The 22,863-nt window shown below is 33.4% G+C and carries 25 protein-coding genes and 1 pseudogene; 15 read left to right on the plus strand and 11 right to left on the minus strand.

The genetic code is table 11. The features are described 5' to 3' along the window. Nucleotides 1–18: 18 nt before the first annotated feature. The 8 genes from FEF17_RS12880 to FEF17_RS12915 all read right to left on the minus strand — a co-directional run bounded on the left by FEF17_RS12880 (nucleotide 19) and on the right by FEF17_RS12915 (nucleotide 8,244). Nucleotides 19–1,017, minus strand: a complete 999-nt coding sequence (locus tag FEF17_RS12880) for a DUF3871 family protein (RefSeq protein WP_139002825.1) — start codon at nucleotides 1,015–1,017, stop codon at nucleotides 19–21. Then, nucleotides 980–1,846, minus strand: a complete 867-nt coding sequence (locus FEF17_RS12885; RefSeq protein WP_246046849.1) for an AAA family ATPase — start codon at nucleotides 1,844–1,846, stop codon at nucleotides 980–982. The genes FEF17_RS12880 and FEF17_RS12885 overlap by 38 nt, the downstream gene beginning before the upstream one ends. A gap of 148 nt (nucleotides 1,847–1,994) precedes the next feature. Further along, entirely contained in the window at nucleotides 1,995–2,351 is a 357-nt protein-coding gene (locus tag FEF17_RS12890) for a hypothetical protein (RefSeq protein ID WP_139002827.1), read from the minus strand. A 379-nt stretch (nucleotides 2,352–2,730) separates the two neighbouring features. Then, nucleotides 2,731–3,006 (minus strand): T9SS type A sorting domain-containing protein, encoded by a 276-nt coding sequence (locus FEF17_RS14525; RefSeq protein ID WP_139003042.1) that lies wholly within the window; start codon nucleotides 3,004–3,006, stop codon nucleotides 2,731–2,733. Nucleotides 3,007–3,024: 18 nt separating this feature from the next. Further along, nucleotides 3,025–3,927, minus strand: coding sequence for a hypothetical protein (locus FEF17_RS12900; protein WP_139002828.1), 903 nt, complete (start codon nucleotides 3,925–3,927; stop codon nucleotides 3,025–3,027). Continuing rightward, complete coding sequence (locus tag FEF17_RS12905) at nucleotides 3,927–6,503, minus strand: N-6 DNA methylase (protein WP_139002829.1); 2,577 nt, start codon at nucleotides 6,501–6,503, stop codon at nucleotides 3,927–3,929. Before FEF17_RS12905 ends, FEF17_RS12900 begins: the two co-directional genes overlap by 1 nt. 68 nt (nucleotides 6,504–6,571) lie before the next feature. Next, entirely contained in the window at nucleotides 6,572–7,633 is a 1,062-nt protein-coding gene (locus tag FEF17_RS12910) for a helix-turn-helix transcriptional regulator (RefSeq protein ID WP_246046850.1), read from the minus strand. A gap of 158 nt (nucleotides 7,634–7,791) precedes the next feature. Further along, nucleotides 7,792–8,244 (minus strand): RDD family protein, encoded by a 453-nt coding sequence (locus FEF17_RS12915; protein ID WP_139002830.1) that lies wholly within the window; start codon nucleotides 8,242–8,244, stop codon nucleotides 7,792–7,794. Nucleotides 8,245–8,507: 263 nt separating this feature from the next. On the opposite strand from FEF17_RS12915, the pseudogene FEF17_RS14445 reads away from it, so the two are divergent. From FEF17_RS14445 to FEF17_RS12980, 13 genes and pseudogenes are all read left to right on the plus strand, one after another. After that, a pseudogene (locus FEF17_RS14445) lies at nucleotides 8,508–8,720 on the plus strand (Crp/Fnr family transcriptional regulator); the annotation flags it as partial. A gap of 171 nt (nucleotides 8,721–8,891) precedes the next feature. Further along, nucleotides 8,892–9,236: a DoxX family protein gene (locus FEF17_RS12925; RefSeq protein WP_344737200.1), complete on the plus strand. Its 345-nt coding sequence runs from the start codon at nucleotides 8,892–8,894 to the stop codon at nucleotides 9,234–9,236. A gap of 227 nt (nucleotides 9,237–9,463) precedes the next feature. Next, nucleotides 9,464–10,057: a Crp/Fnr family transcriptional regulator gene (locus tag FEF17_RS12930; RefSeq protein ID WP_139002832.1), complete on the plus strand. Its 594-nt coding sequence runs from the start codon at nucleotides 9,464–9,466 to the stop codon at nucleotides 10,055–10,057. A 53-nt stretch (nucleotides 10,058–10,110) separates the two neighbouring features. Further along, nucleotides 10,111–10,755 (plus strand): hypothetical protein, encoded by a 645-nt coding sequence (locus FEF17_RS12935; RefSeq protein ID WP_139002833.1) that lies wholly within the window; start codon nucleotides 10,111–10,113, stop codon nucleotides 10,753–10,755. A 22-nt stretch (nucleotides 10,756–10,777) separates the two neighbouring features. Further along, nucleotides 10,778–11,230, plus strand: coding sequence for a DoxX family protein (locus FEF17_RS12940; RefSeq protein WP_139002834.1), 453 nt, complete (start codon nucleotides 10,778–10,780; stop codon nucleotides 11,228–11,230). A gap of 5 nt (nucleotides 11,231–11,235) precedes the next feature. Further along, on the plus strand, nucleotides 11,236–11,784 hold the full coding sequence (locus tag FEF17_RS12945) for an NADPH-dependent FMN reductase (protein WP_139002835.1): 549 nt from the start codon (nucleotides 11,236–11,238) through the stop codon (nucleotides 11,782–11,784). 69 nt (nucleotides 11,785–11,853) lie between these two features. After that, nucleotides 11,854–12,810, plus strand: a complete 957-nt coding sequence (locus tag FEF17_RS12950) for an AraC family transcriptional regulator (RefSeq protein WP_170181009.1) — start codon at nucleotides 11,854–11,856, stop codon at nucleotides 12,808–12,810. Nucleotides 12,811–12,914: 104 nt separating this feature from the next. Next, nucleotides 12,915–13,286 carry a hypothetical protein gene (locus FEF17_RS12955; RefSeq protein ID WP_139002837.1) on the plus strand — a complete coding sequence of 124 codons (372 nt, stop codon included), beginning with the start codon at nucleotides 12,915–12,917 and terminating at the stop codon, nucleotides 13,284–13,286. Beyond that, nucleotides 13,276–13,767 carry an anthrone oxygenase family protein gene (locus FEF17_RS12960; protein WP_139002838.1) on the plus strand — a complete coding sequence of 164 codons (492 nt, stop codon included), beginning with the start codon at nucleotides 13,276–13,278 and terminating at the stop codon, nucleotides 13,765–13,767. The genes FEF17_RS12955 and FEF17_RS12960 overlap by 11 nt, the downstream gene beginning before the upstream one ends. A gap of 30 nt (nucleotides 13,768–13,797) precedes the next feature. Further along, nucleotides 13,798–14,202 (plus strand): DUF5367 family protein, encoded by a 405-nt coding sequence (locus FEF17_RS12965; protein WP_139002839.1) that lies wholly within the window; start codon nucleotides 13,798–13,800, stop codon nucleotides 14,200–14,202. Nucleotides 14,203–14,265: 63 nt separating this feature from the next. Further along, nucleotides 14,266–15,111, plus strand: coding sequence for an NmrA family NAD(P)-binding protein (locus tag FEF17_RS12970; RefSeq protein ID WP_139002840.1), 846 nt, complete (start codon nucleotides 14,266–14,268; stop codon nucleotides 15,109–15,111). A 92-nt stretch (nucleotides 15,112–15,203) separates the two neighbouring features. Then, nucleotides 15,204–15,395: a hypothetical protein gene (locus tag FEF17_RS12975; RefSeq protein WP_139002841.1), complete on the plus strand. Its 192-nt coding sequence runs from the start codon at nucleotides 15,204–15,206 to the stop codon at nucleotides 15,393–15,395. A 195-nt stretch (nucleotides 15,396–15,590) separates the two neighbouring features. Further along, on the plus strand, nucleotides 15,591–16,877 hold the full coding sequence (locus FEF17_RS12980) for a serine hydrolase domain-containing protein (RefSeq protein ID WP_246046851.1): 1,287 nt from the start codon (nucleotides 15,591–15,593) through the stop codon (nucleotides 16,875–16,877). 63 nt (nucleotides 16,878–16,940) lie between these two features. Here the strand turns inward: FEF17_RS12980 and kbl are convergent, their stop codons facing one another. Next, nucleotides 16,941–18,131: a glycine C-acetyltransferase gene (gene kbl / locus FEF17_RS12985; RefSeq protein WP_139002843.1), complete on the minus strand. Its 1,191-nt coding sequence runs from the start codon at nucleotides 18,129–18,131 to the stop codon at nucleotides 16,941–16,943. Nucleotides 18,132–18,134: 3 nt separating this feature from the next. Continuing rightward, a complete protein-coding gene (locus FEF17_RS12990) occupies nucleotides 18,135–19,088 on the minus strand; it encodes an NAD-dependent epimerase/dehydratase family protein (protein ID WP_139002844.1) in 954 nt (317 codons plus the stop codon). 161 nt (nucleotides 19,089–19,249) lie between these two features. On the opposite strand from FEF17_RS12990, the gene FEF17_RS12995 reads away from it, so the two are divergent. Both FEF17_RS12995 and FEF17_RS13000 read left to right on the plus strand, forming a co-directional pair. Beyond that, a complete protein-coding gene (locus tag FEF17_RS12995) occupies nucleotides 19,250–19,720 on the plus strand; it encodes an Lrp/AsnC family transcriptional regulator (protein WP_139002845.1) in 471 nt (156 codons plus the stop codon). 91 nt (nucleotides 19,721–19,811) lie between these two features. Beyond that, complete coding sequence (locus FEF17_RS13000) at nucleotides 19,812–21,377, plus strand: hypothetical protein (RefSeq protein ID WP_139002846.1); 1,566 nt, start codon at nucleotides 19,812–19,814, stop codon at nucleotides 21,375–21,377. Nucleotides 21,378–21,435: 58 nt separating this feature from the next. Here FEF17_RS13000 and glyA read toward each other — a convergent pair whose 3' ends face one another. After that, the gene (glyA, locus tag FEF17_RS13005) at nucleotides 21,436–22,707 is read right to left on the minus strand and encodes a serine hydroxymethyltransferase (protein ID WP_139002847.1); all 1,272 of its coding nucleotides are present in this window, start codon (nucleotides 22,705–22,707) and stop codon (nucleotides 21,436–21,438) included. Between the last annotated feature and the right edge of the window lie 156 nt (nucleotides 22,708–22,863).

Raw genomic sequence — 22,863 nt, forward strand, 5'->3', positions numbered from 1 at the left:
TAATAAAATAAATTAGGTTTACTGCACTATATCGTGATCCTGAAGGAAGTAGTTGTCCTTTTTGTTCTTGATTGCTGCGCCTAGATGGTTTACAAATTCATAAGTGTTACAATTTCTACACAGAAAGTTGTCTATGTAATTGCTCTTAGAACTCTCTGTGAATAGGTTGTACAGGTTCCAGAGAGTGATATATCCGTCATTATCGGCACTGAAATGTGGATCATCAATATAGTTCTTAACAATCGTGTTGATTTGAGAATCTGTAGTCTTCAGTTCAAATAACTGCTGCTTCTGCTGTTTGTCCAAATGATGATAAAGTTTCATCTTACCAATAAGATGCGCAAACTGTTCTTGATTAATAGTGTATTCCTGTAACTCTTGCATAGTTTCAAGCTGATTTTCCTGATTATAGGTAAGAAAAAGCTCCCTTGTTTTTGATTTAAGCTCCTCCACACTACTCACTCTCAGATCATCTTTCAATCCATCAGTGGCGATACAGAGATTACAGCACACCATATTTTTAAAGCCTATAAAGATTTTAAATTTCTCTATGCTTTTCTTGGAGAACAGGTTCTGCTCAGAATAGGATCTAACACCACCAACGGTGAGATTAAGCTTCTGGTTATTGATATACGTATGTATATGGGGTATCTCAACCATAAAGGCCATACGTTCATAATAAATAGTTTTCTCGTGTTCTAATAGCTCTTTGGCAGGTTTACCTATTGCAGAAGGAATACGTCCTTTAATGATGTGAGAGGTCCTAATATTGGCCATCATCACGGTTCGTTCGGGAAATAGCTCTTGTGCTATCTCACGCACCGCACCTATAAACTCAAAATGTGGAATGGTACTCTCATTATCTTTTGCAAATATAGGAATCGTACAATCCTGTCTTAAATGTGAAAGCGTAACCTGTTGTGTGTTTGCTTCTATAAACTTATTGTTGTTAGAAATAGATGATGACTCTACCTCATGATTACTGACCACTTGTTGTGTTACTGTTGTCAATTCCATTATTTTGTATTGTTTTTGTGTTAATGATTTGTTTGTTGTCTACAATCTGAGAAGTGTTTTCGATTTCAGATTTTCTCGCCATGATAAGCGAATGAATTTCCTGTTTCAGGCTTCTATGTTTTTGATAAAGATGCCTTAAGCCTTCTAACGTATTAGTAGCATTTATCTCTTGCTTTACATCCTCCAGAGATACACCTTGATTGCACCAAGCTTTTAATTTTTTACCTGTAGCAGAGTTTATTATAAATTCAGGTTTTCCATGGAAAAGATTAGTCCGGTCCTTACTGACTTTACACAAATGATTTTCGTTTATGAGCTCAAAGTTTACGGATAACTCGTATTCAAAGCCCTCACTGGTTATCTCTTTTGTACCGTGCTTCACCACTTTAGATTTACCATTAGAACCAACATCTAATGAATAATCTGTTTTACGCCTAGTGGTAGTGATGATATGACACTTAGATCGTAGAATAGCATCTATGAAATTCTGGTGCCTAGGCTTCACCTTAGCCCAGTCTTGGAATCGACCACCTAGCTTTTCATGGATCTGTAAACAGCCACCTTCACCTTGCCATTCATGAGTTATGGAATCTATAATAATCAGATCCATATTAGCCTTTTCGCAAGTTTGAATAGCTTCTATATACCGTTCTGGGCTATATGGAGGAAATAGATTTAGTACGTTGAAATTTCCTAAATCTGAATATAGGCTGGCTGATGAATTCTCTGTATCTATAACAGCTATTTTAGACCAATCACTGGTCATTCCGTAGGCCAATTGCAAGGCAGAATAGGTCTTACCAAATCCTGATGCTCCTGATATGCCCAAACGTAGTTTTACGTTGTTGCGTTGTGTTTGTTGTAATTGCATAATGTTTGTTTTTTGGTTATATATAATTGTTGTTTGTAGAAATAAAAAAAGAGCTTATCACAGATGATGTGATAAACTCTTCTAACTAGAATTAATCGACTTAGACTTAATCCGCAGTTTGCATAATATCTGCTATCGATACCACTTGTTCTTCTAAATCTAGTGCTGGGTCATAGTATTCCCAACGGTGCGATAATTCAATAATCTCACCAGTTTCTTCAATGGTGTATTCATAAGGATCTGTAGGCACCTTCCTTATTGAGCCTTCAAACGTTGTACCTATAAGGGATGAAGCAGTTTCTTCATCGAAGGTGGTAGCAACAAATGCTGTTTTGGCTGTCAAATACACTCTGCCTGTTTGTTTACTCTTAACAGGAACAGCTCCAGATTGAACGATTAAGCCATAAAATTCTTCGTCTTTAGAATTTGTAGCCTTCTTAATTTCTTTTACAGTTACACTCATAATTATATGATTTTAGTTAACGCAGTTTTATTAAAGGGGGATAACCCCACACCTGCTAAATATGGGTGGGGTTAGGGCTAGAAGGGGACTTCTGTTTTTAATATATAAAGTGTGAAAAAAAAATAGAAAAAATTTTTTCTGTGTAATATTGAAATGGGAGCCTAGGTTATTGTTAACGGATGGTATTTATTTTGTAAATCAGATGCTCTATCCAGCTGAGCTATGAGATTTGTTGAGTTTTTAAGCTCCAGAGAGGGATTGTGCAAACAGTGTGCAAACCTTTACCTAATTAATTTTTATTACTTAATGAAATCAAGATCAAATTGAGCTATTCTTGTTGATGCTTGTCGCAATAATAAGATGAAATTTACAAGCATTTTTAATCTCTTTTTATAATCTTAATAATTTTGGTTAAATCATTAATAGTAACCTCAACAAAATAAACGCCTTGATTTAAGCCGATAAAATCTAATTTTTCAATTTTGGTATTCGGGCTTTTAGTAATAATACGCTGTCCAAAGATGTTATAAACAGTAAGATGGTCAATTAATTTTTGAGACTTTATTATGAGATTCTTATTTACTGGATTGGGAAAATATTGAAATTCAGTAGAGTTGAAAGACTCAGTAGATAGGCTTTCGTTTACGACAATTATAAAGTTACCTTCTGCACGTTAAATATAATTTTTATAGTGCTCTTCAATAAATGATGGCATCCATCCAAGGATTTCCATAATTGAATATGCATTGGCGATAAAAGGAATTTTAACTAAGTCCTCTTCAGATAGATGTGAATAACCATTGGTTGATTCTTTTATTTTTCTAAATGCCCCTTTTATGTCTTTTGGTATGTCTTTATTAAGTTTTTCTGAATTTCCATTACGGTCCTTTACAAGTCTATCTTCCATAAAAATTGTACACCATTCTTGATTAGGACGACCATTAGAGAAACAGAAATTTGGTATACATGGAAAAGGGTCGTTTAAAGCAAGGTAAATGGACTCCAGGAAATCTCGTTGGACATTTATATTTTTCTTGCGATAATCGCTATTGCGCAGATTGTTTACTATTTCAATAAACAATCCTTTAGATTTACTGTTCAGAATACCCTTTTCAAAGCATTTAAAAGCTTCGGGGAATTCCATTTTTACTTTCATCTCTTCAGATTTGGAGGCTGCAACTTTAATTGCTTGATATAGTTTTTTATTGTCAGACCCTTTTACAAAAAAATCACCATAGGACTCTCTAAACATAGCACTGTCTAAATAATCTGGCTGACCGGTAAAAATAAATGATGGCAAATATTGTGTTTGATTAATTTCAATTAATCGATCACGTGATGCCCTTAGGCCAGTTAAGTCAGCTTTTTTTGATTCTTTATTAAGTTTAACTTTAGCATCCAATATTACGGCGTGAAAGTTATTAGATTCAGATTCAAGGATTTCCATACCTTCTTGATGTGAGGCTGCCGGTATAATATCTATATCAAAATGTTCTGCTTCACCTATGAGGTCCTTTTGTTTCTCCCATTCATCATCAATCCATAATACTTGTAGTCTTATTTGGCTATCCATCATTAAACTTCATTTAAATTGTTAGCATTGTCATTTGATAAAAATTCTTTAAAATCATCTAAAAGCGTACGCTGAGGGAAATGTAAAATATATTTAACAGAAAACTCATCATTTTCATCAGAAACCAATTCAAAATAGGCATTGTGTTTTTCCAAAATATCCTTTATATCAGTACCCCCTGTGCCAGTCCCGCTACTTAAAGTTGATTTTTCACCCCTTGTAATCAGGTCCTCATAATTGAATCTTTCTGGAAAAGGTTCTCCATTGTTTGATATTTCAAGGATGAATTCCCCTTTTTCTTTATTATTTAAAATTGATGTTCTTATAGCGTATGTTTTATTGTTATCGACAAAACCATGATCTACAGCATTGCAAACGATGTTTGAAAATACCTTGAAAAAATCTTCTTTGTTTATTTCTATAAACTGATCTAAATAACCAAGGTCTGAGGCAAATGCATCGTGGTCTATAAAAACTTTTTCAAATTTAAATTTCTTGGGGTTTTTAAATCTCCTTTGTGCTTCTTTTACTAATTTTTCTAATTTTATGATATCTGATTCAGAGCCATTGTCCTTATTTTCAAAGGAATCCAATAGCCTTGCCATAGAATTGATGGTATCATCAAGACTATTAAAATGTTCTCCTAAGGTCTGGTTCAAATTTTTACTATAGATCGTTTCCAAGTTTATACCCTGATCCCCATATTTTTTTATAAATACACTTGTCCCTCCTACATTGGTTTTCAAAGCATTTAAATATTGCCTCATTGTATGGAGAAAAGATTTTATATTTCTTTTAGACTCTTCTTTTACACCTAAAACCTCTTCTTTAAGTTTTAACTCCCTCTCAATACTCTGTAAAAATGCGGCTTTCGCACCTTGAACCTTTGCCTTTTGCTCTTGAAGGCTAGGCAGCTCTATTTTTATTTTTAAAATATCTTGCTTGCTAATGTAAGAAATGGCGGTACCGGTTCTAAAAGCTTTAATTTGATCTAAAACATATTCTGTGTTGAGCTCCAATATGAGGTATTCAATTAATATTTTGCTTTGATCAACTTCCAATACCATTATATCACTTGGAACAAAAACCGATACATCATTATTATTGGAATCCAGAAATGTGGGTTTTATATTCTCACCTATTTTCGATAGAAACAGAGCAGGACCCTCAAATTCCCTGGCAGATCTCGGTATTTCACTCTTCTCTATTTGAAGTGGATCTAAACTGTAATCAAAAGGATCATTCTTTAAATCCTTAATTCTAACAACAACTGCTTTCCTAATAGCCTCTTTATCTCCGTTTTCCCTTTCTAATCTTCTGCCTGCAGGAAATTTTTGTTGAACCACTTCAGACAGATTAACACCATCTAACTTGCTTAAAAAATATCTTTTGACATTTAAATTATAATCGTTTTCACGGATTTCATCAGGACTTACAAATCGGAGAGAATCACCGGGATTTTCCTGATTCAGTCTTTCCAAAAGTCCTTCTGAATCCAAAATCTTGTTTCTTCCTTCAATAGTTGCAAATTCAGTGGCATCTACAAGCCTTACTTGACTTCTATTTTTTCTATTAAGTGAGACAACCACTAAACAAAAAGGTATTCCTGTATTTTTTAACAGTCCTCCAGGGAAGTGAATAATTGTATCCAATTGGTTACTTTCAACCAATCGTTTTCTCAAATCAGCTTCTGGCCCTCCTCTAAATAGTATTCCGACGGGAGCCACACATAAAACACTGCCCCGATCTTCAATTACTATATCCAAACCCTTTTCTATAACAAACTGTTCTACGGATATTTTTTTTAAATTAATGTTATGCCCTAGATAAAAGGAGTCCACTTTCATTCCAAACGGTGGGTTGGATATTACAATGTCATACTTATCCTCAGTATTTGGAACGGGCCAGTTTTTAATAGGATCCTTTAAATTAAAATCATGGTTAAAAGTTTCATATTCTTCCTCACTGCGTAACCATAATAATCGAAGCTTTCCCAATAGCCATGCTTTCGGAATTATCTCCTGGCCATGATAATAAATACCGCTAATTCTAGGACACAAAGAAGCCATTCCCGCAAATGGATTAAAAACAAAATCGCCACCAGTATGTGGTTTATAGCTTTCGGCAATCTGATTGACAAACCAACTTATTTCATAAGGCAAAGGGTTTAGTTCTGTTGATTTGCCCTGGTAACCTATAAGTTTATATAACAAATCATCAAAAATATCCGGAATAATTCCTAAGACACTACCAAAGTCGATTCTACCCAAAGTCTGAAATACATCAAATAAAACATCAACGGGAATAGCATTCAAAATTGTCTCATAATGTTCATACAGTTCATTGTACTGATCATTAGACTTTAATACACCTTTTAAAAAACCGTTTGGATTATTGAAACTTGTAAGTTCCTCTTCGAGGATCAGTCCGTCATAATAAGCAGACAACAAATACAAATAGACATGAAGATTATCCGATGAAATCACGCCCCTGAGGATATTAAATCCCTGCCAGAGTTGGTTGGTTACCGTCTCAACCTCAGATGGGTCTGCAAGATTATAATAAGTGCTATATTTCATTGACTACTAGAAATTGCTTTGTTAAATTCATTTACAAATTAAAATTACATCTATGCGCTCTATCTGCATTAATCATAATTATCTAGAGAATCAAGCAATGATTGTTTGATTCTTAACTTAAAATTTTCCGGACCAGTAACCTTTAATCCTTTACCATAACTTAATATTAAACTTTCCAGTTCTTTATTAGGAATCACTTTAATACTGAACTTATAGCCTTCTCCACACTCCCTCAATGGGGTTTGAGATTCGTGAAGTGGTTTAGTTTGGATATAGGGAGCTATTTCTTGCTTGGCAAGTAATTCAATTTTCAATGTTTCTTCATTAAGAGGAACCGTTACACCCACTATATCAGAAAAATAATCATCGAAATCAACCTCAAGGTTGGGAATAAAAGGCATATTCACATGCACTATGTCTATTATTCTGTCCAGTGCCAAATTGGTTATATTCTCGTAATTTGGGTTTTTACCAAACAAAAACCACCTATTATTATATTGTCTTAAATAATAAGGGTGTAAAATAATATTCAAAGGATTGGGATTATTAAAGGACTGGTATTTGATATTGAGTACTGTATTATAAATCAACGCATTAAAGAGTTCTGACAGAAACTCTATGCCTTTCAAATATTCGTTGGAATCAAAACCGAGTACCTGTTCCTCGTTGTTGGACAGACCGAAGCTTTGATTTATCTTCGGAATCAGTTCCTCTATCCACTTAAACTGTGGCAAGCCTTTAAATCTATTTAAAACGGAGATGGCAGATTTTAAATAATTGGCCTCCATTTCATTAATAGATTGATTTTTTATTGAAAAATTCGAATCCTCATAACTGTAAAATACTTGTCTTCCGGACTTTTCCTTTTTAAGTTCTACGGACCAGCCTTGCTCTGACTGCATGAATCTTATATCATCGTACAACTGTCTTTTTTTAATTCCCTCCGCATCCGGATCCAGATCTCTTAAAGCCTTATTACATTCCTCCAGCAAATCATTTATTCCATAACGCCTTCCAGGATTGCTGAAACATTTGTCAAGTGTATGATATCGGATGATTGCGTTTTTTGTAATGGACATAAAAGTAAGAATAACCTTAAAATTACAAATTTTTATGCAGTCATAATGCACATAAGAATTTTAAATTTATTCAAAATTAAACATGCTCTCGCTTTTAACCAAAGCTCTAGTTACATAACGCGGTATAGTAAATCACAAAAACTGGATGAATTTGTTCCGGATAAGAAGGGAAAGCTATATTACTACGATCATTATTCCTTTTAAATTCACTAAAAAGGTAAATCATCAAAATCAATCACACTATTAGGGTTGTCTTTTATTACTCGGGTTTTAGATAATCTGTCGTGTATTCCGAAAGTAGAAACATAAAATGAAATAGGATCAATTGGTATTAGTCTAGACAATGTTCTTATTAGTATTTCTATTTTATTTGGTTTGAGTTCATTATGTGTTACAACCTTTGTTTTAGTTATAAATTTTGCAAGAGTTTTTTGATACTTATACTCCGTAAAACCATAATACCCTAAAAACGTAATTAAATATATTATAAAACTTAGAATATCATTGTTTTCAGGGATTATTAACTTAAATAACGCTTCAACGGTACCCGCAATCATTCCCCACAATATTATATCTATTAGGAAATTATACATTCTGATATTAAGAGGAACATAATCAAAACCTACCATATATTTATCAATGATTATTTCTTCCTTTGCCATTAATATTTCAACGATATCATCATCAGATATCTTTCTTTTTTCTAATTCAGCTTCAGCGGCTTACAGGGCTAACTGTTTATACTCATGTCTTTCAACTGTTAATATCTTAACAAGCTCTCTATCTGTTCGTTCAGACATCACTTTACTAAATTCATTTTCCATTTAATCTGATATGTTGGTATTAATAAATAAGATTAAAAATTATAATGTGCTTTTAAGGTGTTGCTCGAACCATACGAAATACTAGAATAATTTTCAAAAGCGGAAATATTATTGGAAGAAAAATGGCTGAAAGTATGTATTTGATAAAATCAAAAAGGGAACTTTCTTTACTAAGTAAGACTGCAGAAGAAAGATATTTAAACCTGTTTTCTGACAGACCACAATTAATAAAACATGTTCCATTAAAATATATTGCGTCATATATTGGTGTTACTCCACAGGCTTTAAGCAGAATAAGGAAACGCATTACTTAACTTGAGTTCATTATTTTTATTTACACTTTTATGACCTTTGTGTTTCAATAATTTAGAAATATGAAACCTTTAATTATACTTTTATCAAGTTTTGTAATTTCTTTGTTTGTCATCAAAATTATAAACAAAGAATATGATTTTACACTATCAGGAAGAATTGCAATGTCAATAATGCTAATATTTACAGCAATAGGACATTTTGCATTTACTAAAGGGATGTCTATGATGATACCTAAATTTATTCCTTATAAAGAGATATTTGTTCATCTAACAGGAATATTTGAAATTTTACTTGCAATAAGTCTTCTTATTCCTCGATTTAAATATATATCTGGTTGGGCACTTATTATTTTTCTTATACTTATGCTTCCAGCTAATATTTATGCTTCAATGAATAATGTAAACTATCAAAAAGGAACATTTGACGGAAATGGCTTAGCATATTTATGCTTTAGGATTCCTCTACAATTTCTGTTTATAGTCTGGACTTACTGGAGTGCCATCCGAATTCATTAAAGGAAAAAGCCATTGACCACAATCGTTTATAAAAAATACTGGTTTAATTGTTAGCCTGAAATATTTCTATATTTAATTAAGTATATTGAAGCATGAAAAGAGATGTTGTATTTAATTATAAAATGAGTAGAATGCGCTAACCCAAGGAACCAATCATAGCCGAAAACGTGGGCAATAATTTTCACAAATGCTTAAAAAACAAGAAACTTAATCAAACTAAACTTTAATTGAACCACAAAGAATCACATACATTAATACTTAATAACATAGCAAGGTTTATTGATTTAACGGAGTTGGAAAAGCAAAAATACCTCTCATTACTCACTAAAATAAAAGTCAAAAAAAAGGCGTTTTTAATGCAAGCAGGTGATGTTACTAAGTACGAGTATTTTGTAACAAAAGGATGCTTAAAAGTTTATACCATAGATGAAGATGGAGTGCCTCATATATCAATGTTTGCTGTAGAGGATTATTGGACAGGTGATATCGCAAGCTTTATGACTAAAGAATCTACACCTTATTTCATTAAGGCAACGGAAGATTCAGAATTATTAGGAATTTCGTGGACTAACTATGAATTACTTTTTCAAGAGATACCAAAATTTGAAAGGTTTTATCGTATTCTATATCAAAGGTCATTAATTAGTTATATAAGACGCTCAAATCAAGGTATTTCATTAACGGCAGAGGAAAGGTATATCGAATTCAAAAAGAAATACCCAAATATTGTTAATAGAGTTACTCAAAAAGACTTAGCAGGTTACATTGGGATTACACCAGAATTTATGAGTAAAATTATTTCGAAAGTCAACAGAATGTAAAAATCTTAAACTAGTTCATTTTTTTTCATGTGCTCCTGTCGGAATTTTGAAGCATGAAAAAGATGATAATCATTACATCGTTTTTAACAATTGGATTTGCAAACTATTTGCAAGCACAATTAACACAAGTAGAACTGTTTTCTGGCTTAGACAAAACAGATTTTACGTTTTTCTCAAGTTATACTATTAATGAGAGTCAGACGCTAAGCGTTAACACTCTAGCTTTTCTTCAAAAATTCAAAGATGATGACAATAAGACCTTTGATGAGATTGGTGTACAGCCAACACTATTCTATAATATTAATAAGAATATAGCAATTGGCCCTTCTTTATACTACAACAGTTTTGCCGGTTATTCAGAACGTTTATCAGTAAAGTTTACCATAAAAAATTCACGTGTATTATTTGTAGTTATTCCTACAGTTGCCCATTCTGAGAAAACGGAGGCCAGTTATGTAGAGATGATGACACAATTTCAGATAAATAGACCGATAAAAGATAAAGTATCTCTTTGGCTCAATGGACAGTTATTGACCGTCTGGGATGAGTTTAAAAAACATTCCAGAAGTGCTCAGCAATTGCGAATAGGTGTTTCATTTAATGGACATCAAATTGGTATTGGCTTAGACTTTGACCAATATGGACCAAACCCTATAAAAAAATCATCCTTTGGCATGTATTACCGAAAAACCCTATAAACAATTTTAAATCTTAAACATTATGAAAAATTTAGTAAAACAACTTTTAAAAACAAATCCAAATGTTGGATTAAGTATCGCACGCTGGACGCTCGGATTAGTAATATTTCCTCATGGTGCACAAAAATTATTAGGACTCTTTGGTGGATATGGTTATTCCGCAACCATGGAATCATTAACTACCCAAATGGAATTGCCTATTATCGTAGCCTTCTCGGTAATCATGATTGAGTTTTTTGGATCTATATCATTAGTTCTTGGATTATTATCAAGATTTTGGGCAATAGCAATTGTTGGCATGTTTACGGGCATCATTATTACTACACAGATAGAACATGGCTTTTTTATGAACTGGTTTGGAAATCAAGCAGGTGAAGGTTATGAATATTCTATTCTAATTATAGGTCTTGCTTTAAGTATAGTAGTTAATGGAAGCGGAAAATGGTCCATAGATAGTTTAATCTCAAAAAAATAACAAAGATGAAAAAAATAATCACAATTGCAGGAAGTAATAGTCAAAACTCTATTAACAGCAGCTTACTGTCCTACACAACTCAATTAATAGAAAATGTAGAAATTATTTCTATTGATTTAAACGATTACGTTTTACCCATTTATGGGGTCGATTTTGAAGACGAAAATGGTATACCTACTGCCATTAAAAGACTAGACGAGTTATTTGATAAGGCTGATGGATTTGTAATATCTCTTGCAGAACATAATGGGTCTTATACAGCGGTATTTAAAAATATAATAGATTGGTTATCTCGTGTAAACATGAAAATATGGAGAGAAAAACCAATGCTTTTAATGGCAGCTTCACCAGGCGGCAGAGGTGGTACAACTCTCTTACAGTCTGCAAAAGCCTATTTCCCTTTCCTAGGAGCTAAATTAGCTTCAGATTTCTCTTTACCAAATTTCTACGATAATTTTTCAGAAGAAGGGATTTCTAATGCTAAATTAAGAGACGAATTACGAAGCAAAGTAGGTCTTTTTCAACAGCATTTAAATAATAAGTTCAAAAATTAAAATTTTTTATTTTTATATCTTATCTTTCTTACACGTATGAAATACTTTTCTATAAATCTATATCTCAAGATGCTTAATTGTGCGATAGCTGAAGGCATGTCTAAAAATGATTTTATGGAATTGCCAACATCCATAGATGAAGCAGAACATTTACAGGTTATTGCTGCAGAGGAATTTTTGGATTTACATGAATTATTAGACGATAAACTTGGTCCTGGATTTGGGGTTCGTGTAGGTCAACAAATGCTTATTGAGGATTATGGTGTTTTAGGACTTTCATGGCGCACCTGCTCAAGGGTAGGTGAAATTTTTGAAAGGAGTGAACGCTACTTCAAATTATTATCCAACACCTTTGTATGGCAAATTCAAAAAGAAGAAAATGTCTCTCATGTTATTCTCAATAGGGAAGCGTATAGAAGAGGTATGGAACTATCCACAGAAGCAAGTTTGTCTGCAACAGTTGTTGTATTACAAGCAATGTCTGAAAAGAATATTTCACCAACTCAAGTCAGTTTTAAGCACAAGTCACCAACAGACTTAACCAGCTTCAATATAGCTTTTAATTGTCCTATATTATTCAACCAACCACGATATGCGATAAGCTATAAAACAGAAGATCTTCATTTAAGAACAGCCAAAGCTGATGCCAGCATCAATAGCTATCTCTTGCAACAAGTCGATGAAAAAACTAAAGGCATTAAAATCCCAGGCACAAAATTTGTGCGCGATGTCGAATCTCTAATTAAAGACGCACTACCTACTGGAATTCCAAGTATTTATAATATTGCAGACCTTACTGCTATGAGTAACCGAACGCTAACGAGAAGACTTTCTGAAGCAGGTGTTACATATCGTGACTTAATTAAAAAGACTCAAGAAAACATCGCAAAAGATATGCTGCGCAATACTACACAAAGCGTAGGAGACATTGCATTCTTAACAGGTTTTTCAGAGCAAAGTGCATTCAATCGGGCTTTTAAGAAATGGACAACCCAAACACCTTCAGAATTTAGAAAATCCGTTTGAAGTTAGCCTTTTGGCGTAAAATGTCAAAAGGTTGTCTATAAGTGTCAAAAATCCCTTTTTAACACTTTGCATCTTTGTATCATCAAATTAATTAACTCAATTTAATGATGGTAACCATAGTCAAACTTTTAATAGTAATTATTACAACGCTTTCAGTTAATTCAATGGATACTTATAAATCAATTAAAGCGAATACTGAAAAAACTGAATTTTATGTATCAAGTTATTTAATTAAAAACCCTCGCGAAAATGCTTTTCAAATTTTAGACAACAAATGCAACGTTTGTCATCATAAGAGGAACAAAAGAGACGTATTTACTCTTCAAAACATGGATACTTGGGCCAATGATATTGAAAAGCAAGTTTTTATAAAGAAACGTATGCCTAAAGGCAAAATCATAACACTCACTTCTAATGAGTATCAAGAATTATTAACCTGGATATCATCCACTAAAACGTCAACAAATGGAATTTAAACTAAAATTTATGGTGTTAATACTTAGCATCTTATTTACTGGTCTTACAGCTGGCTTGTGTTTTACTTGGTCTAACGCAGTTACACCGGGAATTGGTCGACTAGACAGCCTAACCTTCTTAAAATCTTTTCAATCAATGAATAGAGTAATAATTAATGGCCAATTTATTATTGTATTTTTTGCACCAGTCATTCTACTCTTTCTTAACACTTATTTATTTAAGGGTAACAACACTAGTTTTTGGCTATTTCTAATTGCCGCAATACTCTTCTTTGTTGGAATAGGTTTGGTAACCATTTTCGGAAACGTTCCTTTAAACGAGGTTTTAGACAAATCGAACCTAGAAGCACTTTCTACAGTCGAATTGCAAGAGCTTCGAAACAAATTTGAGCAACCCTGGAACCGATGGCATAGTATAAGAACTCTCTCATCCTTTAGTGCTTTTGTGCTCTTAATTATAGGCATGCTTTACATCAAATAAGAACATTAATAAGTTTAAAAACGAACAATCATGAAACAATTAAGAGCTATAGGTATTGGCATTATTATCTGGATTCTTGGAGTAAGTATTTACACAGTCTCCTACTACATTCCAATCTTAGAAGACCAAGAACTACAGGCAAATATCGTATTGTCTTTAGGAATACTACCTATAGTATGGTTTGGGGCAAAACTATACTACAGAAAGAAGAGCACTATAAAAGGATACTGGTTAGGTTTAGCTTTCTTTTTAACCGCAGCAGTTTTAGATGCCCTGATTACGGTTCCCTATTTAATAGTTCCCAATGGAGGAACGTATTATGATTTCTTTACTGCTTTTGGTTTTTGGCTTATCGGAATAGAATTTATAATAATGACCACTGTGCATTGGTACACTAAGGTTCAAAGCAAAAGAAATGTCACATCTTATTTATAAATACAACATCAAAACGTTTCAAATAATTCAAAACAATTAATAATAAATTAAAATCAAATAAAAATGAAAACAGAAAACATTTTAGTAATCGGAGGAACTGGTAAAACTGGTCGCCGAGTTGCAGAAAACTTAACACAATTAGGTCACAACGTGCGTGTTGTAGGTAGAAAATCAAACCCTGCTTTTGATTGGGAAAATCCAGAAACCTATGATGAGTCTTTGAAAGATATGGACAGAGCCTACATCGTATATTATCCTGATTTAGCAGTACCTGGCTCTAGAGATGCTATTACAACACTTACCAAAAAAGCATTAGAGGCTGGTTTAGAAAAAGTAGTATTACTTTCTGGTAAAGGGGAAACTGAAGCTGAAGCCTGTGAGGATATTGTAGCGAATTCTGGATTAAACTACACTTTAGTTAGAGCGTCATGGTTTAATCAAAATTTTAGTGAAGGTGCGTTTTTAGATTTTATATTAGATGGTGTGGTAGCACTACCAATGCCAGACGCTGAAATTCCATTTGTGGACGCAAATGACATTGCAGATGTAGTATCTAAAGTATTAATTGAAGATTCATATAATGGACAAACCATTACCGTTACAGGACCTCAAAAAAGAACCTTTAAGGAAGTCGTTGAAATTATGGCAGAATCTATTGATAAACACATTCAATTTGTGCCAATTTCTATTGACGAATTCAAGGAAGGTATGAAAGAAGCAGGACTACCTGATTCTTATGTTTGGCTATTTGGGTATTTATTCCAAGAAGTATTAGGGAATCCGGATAATCAAGAAGTCTCTGATGATATAGCTAAAGTGTTAGGGAGACCTGCAAAAGATTTTGAAGCTTTTGCCAAGAAGACTGCTGCCACTGGTATTTGGAATCAAAGTGTATCCACAACATTATAAAATAAATGTAAAAAACAAAAATGCAACAGGATCTTTAAGTCAATTAATGATTCAATTATTGGTCCTGTTGTTAATTACAAAAAGGAATACTTATGAAAACAAGCAAAGCATACAATATAAAATTCAAGCATCTTAAACTAGGTGTAATTTTGGGAGCAGGAATTGGACTTTGCACTGGAATCTTGACCAATAGTATTGCAGTTAGTTTGTCTTTAGGAGCGGGAGTTGGTTTAAACTTTGGTGTTGCCCTTGGAACTGGTGTTAAAAAAGAAAATGAGAATTAGGAATTGAAAACACAAAGTGATAATTAAACAATTACCAACACCATGTGTAATTAATAACGGTTTGAGTAATAACTGGTATCTTCAATTTAACGTACCAATAAATAAAGATAAAATAAATGAATGATACGATACTACGAAAAAAGTTTTCGGAGATTCCAAAAACAATTTAATAATTAAAAACAGTAAATAAACACAATGAAACGATTATTGAAATATGTTTTACTAACTTTTGCATTAGTTATAGTTTGGACAACTATTATTTTTTTCTCTACTGACAGAGGCTGGTGGTACACGCCGTTTACTCAATATCAGAAACCGATTCATTTTATCACCTCGGTTCAAAAGGAACTTCAAAGCGAGTACGTTGGAAATATGGCAATTGCAGTATTTCAGAATGGAAGATTAGTCAAAGAATCTTTTCATACTAATGCAAAAATAGTTGACAAAAACACTGTATTTCAAGTTGCTTCTTTATCCAAATTTGTTACCGCAATTGGAGTAATGTGCCTCGTACAAGAAGAAAAAATAGACTTAGATGTACCTGTAAGTACTTACTTAACAAGATGGCAATTACCCATAAGTTCTTTTAACAATAATGAAGTAACTGTACGAAGATTACTAAGCCATACAGCAGGTTTGACAGACGGACTTGGTTATGCAGGTTTTAAAAATATCAAAAATGTACAGTCATTAGAATCATCACTTAGCAGAGCAAAAGATGCTGATCCAAATAAAGATGGTAGAACAAGAGTAGGAATTTTACCAGGAAGTGAATGGCGTTACTCGGGAGGTGGTTTTACATTATTACAACTTATTGTAGAAGAAGTAAGCGGTCAATCGTTTGACACCTATATGCGAACTGAAATTTTTGAACCATTAATGATGCAATCTTCATTCTATCAATGGAATGAAAAGTTTCGAGATAGACTGTGTGATTTTTATAATGCAGATGGTTCAAAAGCAAGTCATTTTTATTATACAGCACAAGCTGCAACTTCACTGTACACAACTTTGGCAGATTTAGAAAAGCTTTTTCATCTTTTTAATAGCGAATCTAATATTAAGAAACCCTTATCATCAAAGTTTCAAAGAATGATGTGGCAAGTTGAAGCAAGTAAACTTGGTACCCCAATTTATGGATTAGGTACGTTTCTTTTTACTGAAACTGAAAAATCACATTTCATAATTGGTCATGATGGTCAAAGTAACCCCCCTATCAATACAGCCTTTCGTTTCGATACAAAAACTAAAGACGGTATTATTATTTTAACTACGGGGAATCCAGACTTTGCCACCCGTATTGCTAGCGACTGGGTGTTTTTGAAGACTGGAAAAATTGACGCACTTCTTTTCGTATTACAACAAAACAAAATGGTAAAAAGCATAATCTTTGGAAATATCACAATCATTATATTAATCATTTTGATAGCGTTTTCACGAATGTATAAACATGCTGATACTAATCGAATCAAAAATGGTTAATTCTAAGTTTGACAAATGAAAAAGGGTTTCTCAAATTTGCGATTCTGCAATAGTTTTCAAACTTTATTTGACTACACCCAGCTCTTTTCCAACTTTCACAAATGCAGCAATTGCTTTTTCAAGATGTGCTTTTTCATGACTGGCCGAAATCTGCACGCGAATTCTTGCTTTTCCTCTCGGCACCACAGGAAAGAAAAAACCAATAACATAGATTCCTTCTTCCAGAAGCTTCTTAGCAAACTCTTGAGCTAAGGTAGCTTCATAAAGCATAATAGGCACTATGGGATGGGTTCCGGGAACAATATCGAAACCTGCTAATGTCATTTCATCTCTAAAAAACTTAGTGTTGTTCTCTAATTTATCCCTTAAATGTGTTGAATTTGTTAACATATCCAATACCTTAATTGTCGCGCCTACTATTGCTGGAGCAACTGTATTTGAAAACAAATAGGGTCTAGAATGCTGTCTTAGTATATCAACAATTTCTTTTCTTGCTGCGGTAAACCCTCCAGATGCACCTCCTAAAGCCTTTCCATAAGTTCCCGTAATAATATCTATCCGTTCCATAACATTATGATACTCATGAGAACCTCTTCCCGTTTTACCTAAAAAACCAGTGGAATGACATTCATCTATCATAACCATAGCTCCATACTTATCGGCTAAATCACAAATCTTGTCTAGCTGAGCGATAGTACCATCCATTGAAAAAGAACCATCTGTTACAATTAGTTTTCTTCTCGAAGATTCTGCTTGCTTTAATTGCTCTTCTAAATCGGTCATATTGTTATGCTTGAACCTAAAACGCTTGGCCTTACATAGACGGATACCATCAATAATTGAAGCATGGTTCAATTCATCAGAAATAACGGCATCTTCAGCAGAAAGAAGTGGCTCGAAAAGTCCACCATTGGCATCAAACGCCGCTGCGTATAGAATACAATCTTCCATTCCTAAAAAAGTCGCGGTTTTTCTCTCCAACTCCTTATGAATATCTTGGGTTCCACAAATAAATCGCACAGACGAAAGTCCAAATCCGTGAGTCTTGATCGCCTCAATTCCAGCTTGAATCACTTCTGGATGTGAAGAAAGGCCTAGGTAATTGTTCGCACAAAAATTCAATACTTCATCTTGAGAAGTTGTACTAATAACTGCGCCTTGTTTTGAAGTTATTACGCGTTCATTTTTGTAAAGACCGCTTTCTTTAATGTTTTCAATATCTTTTAATAAATCTTCTTTTACTGTACCGTACATCTCTTAATTATTAACAAATTGTTTCAATTTTAAATTATCTATCATGACTTTGGTCATTTCCTCCAAACCAAATTTAGGTTTCCAACCCCAATCAAGTCTTGCTTCATTATCATCGATAGTCAATGGCCAAGAATCAGCAATCTTCTGTCTGAAATCTGGTTTATAGCTTATGCTAAAATTAGGGTAAAACTTTTGAACGGCAGTAGCTAGTTCCTTTGGGCTAAAACTTAAACCTGCTAAATTATATGACGTCCGAACAGAAATATTTTGACCTGGCGCATCCATAAGATTGATGGTGGCATCAATAACATCATCCATATATATCATAGGTAAAATTGTATCAGCGTCCAGGAAACATTCAAAATCTTCATTTTTAATGGCTTTATGGAACATGTCTACGGCATAATCGGTTGTGCCTCCACCGGGTAACGATTGATATCCTATAACTCCAGGATATCTAAGGGAACGTACATCTAACCCATATTTTTCAAAATAGTAATTGGCCCAATTTTCTCCAGCAACTTTACTCATGCCATAAACTGTTGTTGGCGTTAAATTTGAAAATTGAGGAGTTTTTAATCTCTGAACATTAGGCCCAAAGACTGCTATAGAACTAGGATAGAACACTTTTTTTACATTTTGAAGCCTTGAAACTTCTAAAACATTAAAAAAAGTTTTCATGTTTATATCCCAAGTATTTAAAGGATAAGTCTCCCCTTTAGCTGACAAAACGGCGACTAAATGATAGATTTCTGTAACCTTATACTTAACCACAAGCTTTTGCATAGCCTCAAAATCGGTGGCATCAAGAATTTCAAAATGACCGTTAAAGTTGGCATCAAACTTTAAATCTGTCGCAATAACATTATCGAACCCCCACTTTTCTTGTAATCGCTCACGCAGGACTAAACCCAATTGTCCACCTGCTCCAGTTATAAGTATTTTTTCCTCTAACATACCATTAAGATAAAGTACAAAATTACTTAATTAGTAATTATATAAGCATTTTTAGCTATAATACAGACACAAATAAGAATTAATACCTTTAAATTGTTATTTTAAAAGATTTATTATCTTTAATGACTCTAAAAAATATTAATTCTCAGTAATTTTTCCCGATGACAGAAAAAATAGATTCAGTCGATTTAAAAATTTTAAAGATTCTTCAAGAAGATGCAAAAAAAACAACTAAAGAGGTTGCCAACATATTAAACTTAACAGCTTCTCCAGTATATGAACGGATAAGACGATTGGAAAAAAAGGGTTACATAAAAAAGTACGTTGCCCTTTTAGATAAAAAGTTAACCAACAATCCTATTACCGCTTTATGCATGGTCTCTTTAAGATACCATAACGAAGGATTTATTGATACTTTCGATAAGCAAATAAGAGCGTTGCCAGAAGTTCAAGAATGTTACCACATGGCTGGAAAAGTAGATTTCTTTTTAAAAATAAATGTGCAAAGTCTAGATGCTTATCATGAGTTCGTAAGATTGAAACTATCAAAAATCGATAATATAGGTGTATTAGAAAGTTATTTCGTATTAAAGGAAATATTCCACACCACAGAATATCATCTTGAATCATAAAATATATCTTGTTGCATAGAATTAATTAATAAAGTATACTAATTCATACTTTCAAAAGTTATATTTTTAGCCTTTAAATTCAAGTCATAAAATGAAACGTAGTCTTTACTTTCTATTCCTAATATTCTTTTTAATCTTTTGGAGTTCTTGCAGAAAGGATTTCGATTTTTCCCCAAGCACTGGTTCGCTAGAATTTTCCAGAGATACTGTTTATTTAGATACGGTATTTACCAATATTGGTTCGAGCACATACAACTTAAAGGTTTATAATAGAAGTGACGATGATATATTAATCCCGTCGGTTAGATTATCACAAGGACAAACTTCTGAATATAGATTAAATGTTGATGGTATGGCGGGAAAAGAGTTTAATGACATTTCCATATTAGCGAAGGATAGTATTTTTATTTTCGTGGAGACAACCATAGACATCAATAATTTCCCTAATCCCGTTGGCAGTTATTTGTATACAGATAAAATTGAATTTGATTCTGGAGGAAATCAACAAAACGTGGAATTAGTAACACTTGTTAAGGATGCTGTTTTTATTTACCCCAATAGAGATAATACTACTAAAGTTGTTGAAACTTTAACACTCAACATAGGAGGTGAACTTGTTGAAACAGATTTACAGGGTCGGGAATTACTACCTAGCGAACTCACCTTTACCAATGAAAAACCCTATGTTATTTATGGCTTTGCAACGGTGCCTACTAACGAAACATTAACTGTAGAAGCTGGAGCAAGAATACATTTTCATGATAATTCTGGACTTATCGTTTCCAACGGAGCATCATTACAGGTAAATGGAAGTTATAGCGCCGATCAAGAATTGCTTGAAAATGAAGTGATTTTTGAAGGCGATAGATTAGAACCTAATTTCTCCGATGTTCCTGGACAGTGGGGAACGATATGGTTACTTGAAGGCAGTATTAATAATACCATTAACTACGCTACCATTAAAAATGCCTTAGTTGGTATATTGTGCGATGGCAATCCTAGTGAAGTAAATGATAAACTTTCTATATCTAATTCTCAAATATATAACTCGGGCAGCTTTGGTATTCTTGGAAGAAACACCTCGATAACTGGAGAAAATGTGGTTATTAATAATGCTGGTCAGTCTTCGTTTGCAGGTACGTTTGGAGGTAAATATAATTTCACACATTCTACAATTGCCAATTATTGGTCTAATGGATTTAGGCAACTTCCTTCTGTATTACTTAACAATTTTGTATTAGATGAAGACAACAACGCTACCATTACAGATTTACAAGAAGCTAATTTTAATAATTGTATCATCTACGGAAACGATAATCCTGAAATTTTGCTAGATGAAATTGAAGATGAGGCTGTTGTTTTCAACTTTAAATTCACTAATTGTTTAATTCGATTTGAAGACAACAACGATAATTTCACAGGACCTAATTACGATTTAACCGACACCAATCGTTACGATGGCAATATTTTTAATGAAGATCCAAACTTTAAAGATCCCAGCTTAAACCAGCTTATTATTGGAGACGAATCTGCTGCTATAAATAAGGGCTTGGGGACGTTCGCAACACAAGTCCCTGTTGATATTTTAAATGTAAATAGAACCGCTTCACCCGATTTAGGTGCTTACCAACATATTACCTTTCCAGAAAATGATTAAATAAAAAACTCCCGAAATATTTAGGGAGTTTTTTATTACTATTTTTATAATTGTAGTCTTAGACAAAGAGAGGCTTATCCTTCATCATTGCATTCACTTTTGCTTTAACAGATTCTAAAGTAGATTCATCTTCAAAATTTATAATAACTTCATCTACCAATTCAACAATAGCTTCCATATCTGCTTCTTTAAGACCTCTTGTGGTTACAGCAGAAACACCTAAACGGATACCAGAAGTAACAAATGGCGACTTATCATCAAATGGAACCATGTTTTTGTTTACTGTTATGTCCGCTTTTACTAAAGCTTGTTCTGCATCTTTTCCAGACACATTTTTATTTCGTAAATCAATAAGCATGCAGTGGTTATCTGTTCCACCCGAGATAATATGATAATCTTTAGCAACTAAAGCATTAGCCATGGCATTGGCATTTTGCTTTACTTGTAATTGATAATGCAAAAAATCATCGGTTAATGCCTCTCCAAAAGCAATAGCTTTTGCAGCAATAATATGCTCTAGAGGACCTCCTTGATTTCCAGGAAAAACAGCAGAATCTAATAAAGAAGACATCTTACGTAGATTTCCATTTTTCAATTTAATACCAAATGGATTCTCAAAATCCTGTCCCATCATAATCATCCCGCCTCTTGGACCTCTCAACGTTTTATGAGTGGTAGTCGTCACAATATGACAATGAGGAAGTGGATCGTTTAAAATACCCTTAGCAATTAAACCTGCTGGATGTGATATGTCTGCCATTAAAATAGCCCCAACACTATCTGCGATAACTCTAAATCGTTTAAAATCTATATCACGAGAATACGCAGAGGCACCAGCTATAATTAACTTGGGCTTTTCAGCAGTTGCAATCTCTTGTATTTTATCATAATTTAAAACACCAGTCTCCTGCTCTACTCCGTAAAAAACAGGATTATATAATTTACCAGAAAAATTTACTGGAGAACCATGGGTTAAATGACCACCATGCGACAAATCGAATCCTAAAATTTTATCTCCAGGTTTCAAACACGCATGATAAACGGCTGTATTTGCCTGACTTCCAGAATGAGGTTGCACGTTCACATAGCTAGCACCAAACAACGCCTTTGCTCTATCAATAGCGATTTGCTCTACTTCATCAACAACTTCGCAACCACCATAATATCGCTTACCAGGATAACCTTCAGCATATTTATTGGTTAAAACAGAACCTGCGGCTTCCATAACCTGATTACTTACAAAGTTTTCGGATGCAATAAGTTCAATACCATGAAGTTGGCGTTCTTTTTCAGCTTGGATAAGTTCAAAAATTTGTTCGTCGCGTTGCATAAAATTAAATTCTGATTAAATATTCGGCAAAAATAGCAAATAGATTAGTTAAAAACATCAAAAAACATTTATTTACCCTCAAGTTTTAAACCATTTTATTAACGTTTACGGTTAACTTAAATTTTATTCATTTATTTGAAATAAAATAAAAAAAAT

The sequence above is a fragment of the Hyunsoonleella aestuarii genome (assembly GCF_006148925.1).
GTDB classification, from domain to species: domain Bacteria; phylum Bacteroidota; class Bacteroidia; order Flavobacteriales; family Flavobacteriaceae; genus Algibacter_D; species Algibacter_D aestuarii.

Excerpts from the sequence above, each read along its gene's own strand:
- FEF17_RS12880 (WP_139002825.1), bottom strand. The coding sequence starts at position 1,017 with ATGGAATTGACAACAGTAACACAACAAGTGGTCAGTAATCATGAGGTA.
- FEF17_RS12890 (WP_139002827.1), bottom strand. The coding sequence starts at position 2,351 with ATGAGTGTAACTGTAAAAGAAATTAAGAAGGCTACAAATTCTAAAGAC.
- FEF17_RS12900 (WP_139002828.1), bottom strand. The coding sequence starts at position 3,927 with ATGATGGATAGCCAAATAAGACTACAAGTATTATGGATTGATGATGAA.
- FEF17_RS12905 (WP_139002829.1), bottom strand. The coding sequence starts at position 6,503 with ATGAAATATAGCACTTATTATAATCTTGCAGACCCATCTGAGGTTGAG.
- FEF17_RS12915 (WP_139002830.1), bottom strand. The coding sequence starts at position 8,244 with ATGGCAAAGGAAGAAATAATCATTGATAAATATATGGTAGGTTTTGAT.
- FEF17_RS12925 (WP_344737200.1), top strand. The coding sequence starts at position 8,892 with ATGCTAATATTTACAGCAATAGGACATTTTGCATTTACTAAAGGGATG.
- FEF17_RS12935 (WP_139002833.1), top strand. The coding sequence starts at position 10,111 with ATGAAAAAGATGATAATCATTACATCGTTTTTAACAATTGGATTTGCA.
- FEF17_RS12940 (WP_139002834.1), top strand. The coding sequence starts at position 10,778 with ATGAAAAATTTAGTAAAACAACTTTTAAAAACAAATCCAAATGTTGGA.
- FEF17_RS12945 (WP_139002835.1), top strand. The coding sequence starts at position 11,236 with ATGAAAAAAATAATCACAATTGCAGGAAGTAATAGTCAAAACTCTATT.
- FEF17_RS12950 (WP_170181009.1), top strand. The coding sequence starts at position 11,854 with ATGCTTAATTGTGCGATAGCTGAAGGCATGTCTAAAAATGATTTTATG.
- FEF17_RS12955 (WP_139002837.1), top strand. The coding sequence starts at position 12,915 with ATGATGGTAACCATAGTCAAACTTTTAATAGTAATTATTACAACGCTT.
- FEF17_RS12960 (WP_139002838.1), top strand. The coding sequence starts at position 13,276 with ATGGAATTTAAACTAAAATTTATGGTGTTAATACTTAGCATCTTATTT.
- FEF17_RS12965 (WP_139002839.1), top strand. The coding sequence starts at position 13,798 with ATGAAACAATTAAGAGCTATAGGTATTGGCATTATTATCTGGATTCTT.
- FEF17_RS12970 (WP_139002840.1), top strand. The coding sequence starts at position 14,266 with ATGAAAACAGAAAACATTTTAGTAATCGGAGGAACTGGTAAAACTGGT.
- FEF17_RS12975 (WP_139002841.1), top strand. The coding sequence starts at position 15,204 with ATGAAAACAAGCAAAGCATACAATATAAAATTCAAGCATCTTAAACTA.
- FEF17_RS12980 (WP_246046851.1), top strand. The coding sequence starts at position 15,591 with ATGAAACGATTATTGAAATATGTTTTACTAACTTTTGCATTAGTTATA.
- kbl (WP_139002843.1), bottom strand. The coding sequence starts at position 18,131 with ATGTACGGTACAGTAAAAGAAGATTTATTAAAAGATATTGAAAACATT.
- FEF17_RS12990 (WP_139002844.1), bottom strand. The coding sequence starts at position 19,088 with ATGTTAGAGGAAAAAATACTTATAACTGGAGCAGGTGGACAATTGGGT.
- FEF17_RS12995 (WP_139002845.1), top strand. The coding sequence starts at position 19,250 with ATGACAGAAAAAATAGATTCAGTCGATTTAAAAATTTTAAAGATTCTT.
- FEF17_RS13000 (WP_139002846.1), top strand. The coding sequence starts at position 19,812 with ATGAAACGTAGTCTTTACTTTCTATTCCTAATATTCTTTTTAATCTTT.
- glyA (WP_139002847.1), bottom strand. The coding sequence starts at position 22,707 with ATGCAACGCGACGAACAAATTTTTGAACTTATCCAAGCTGAAAAAGAA.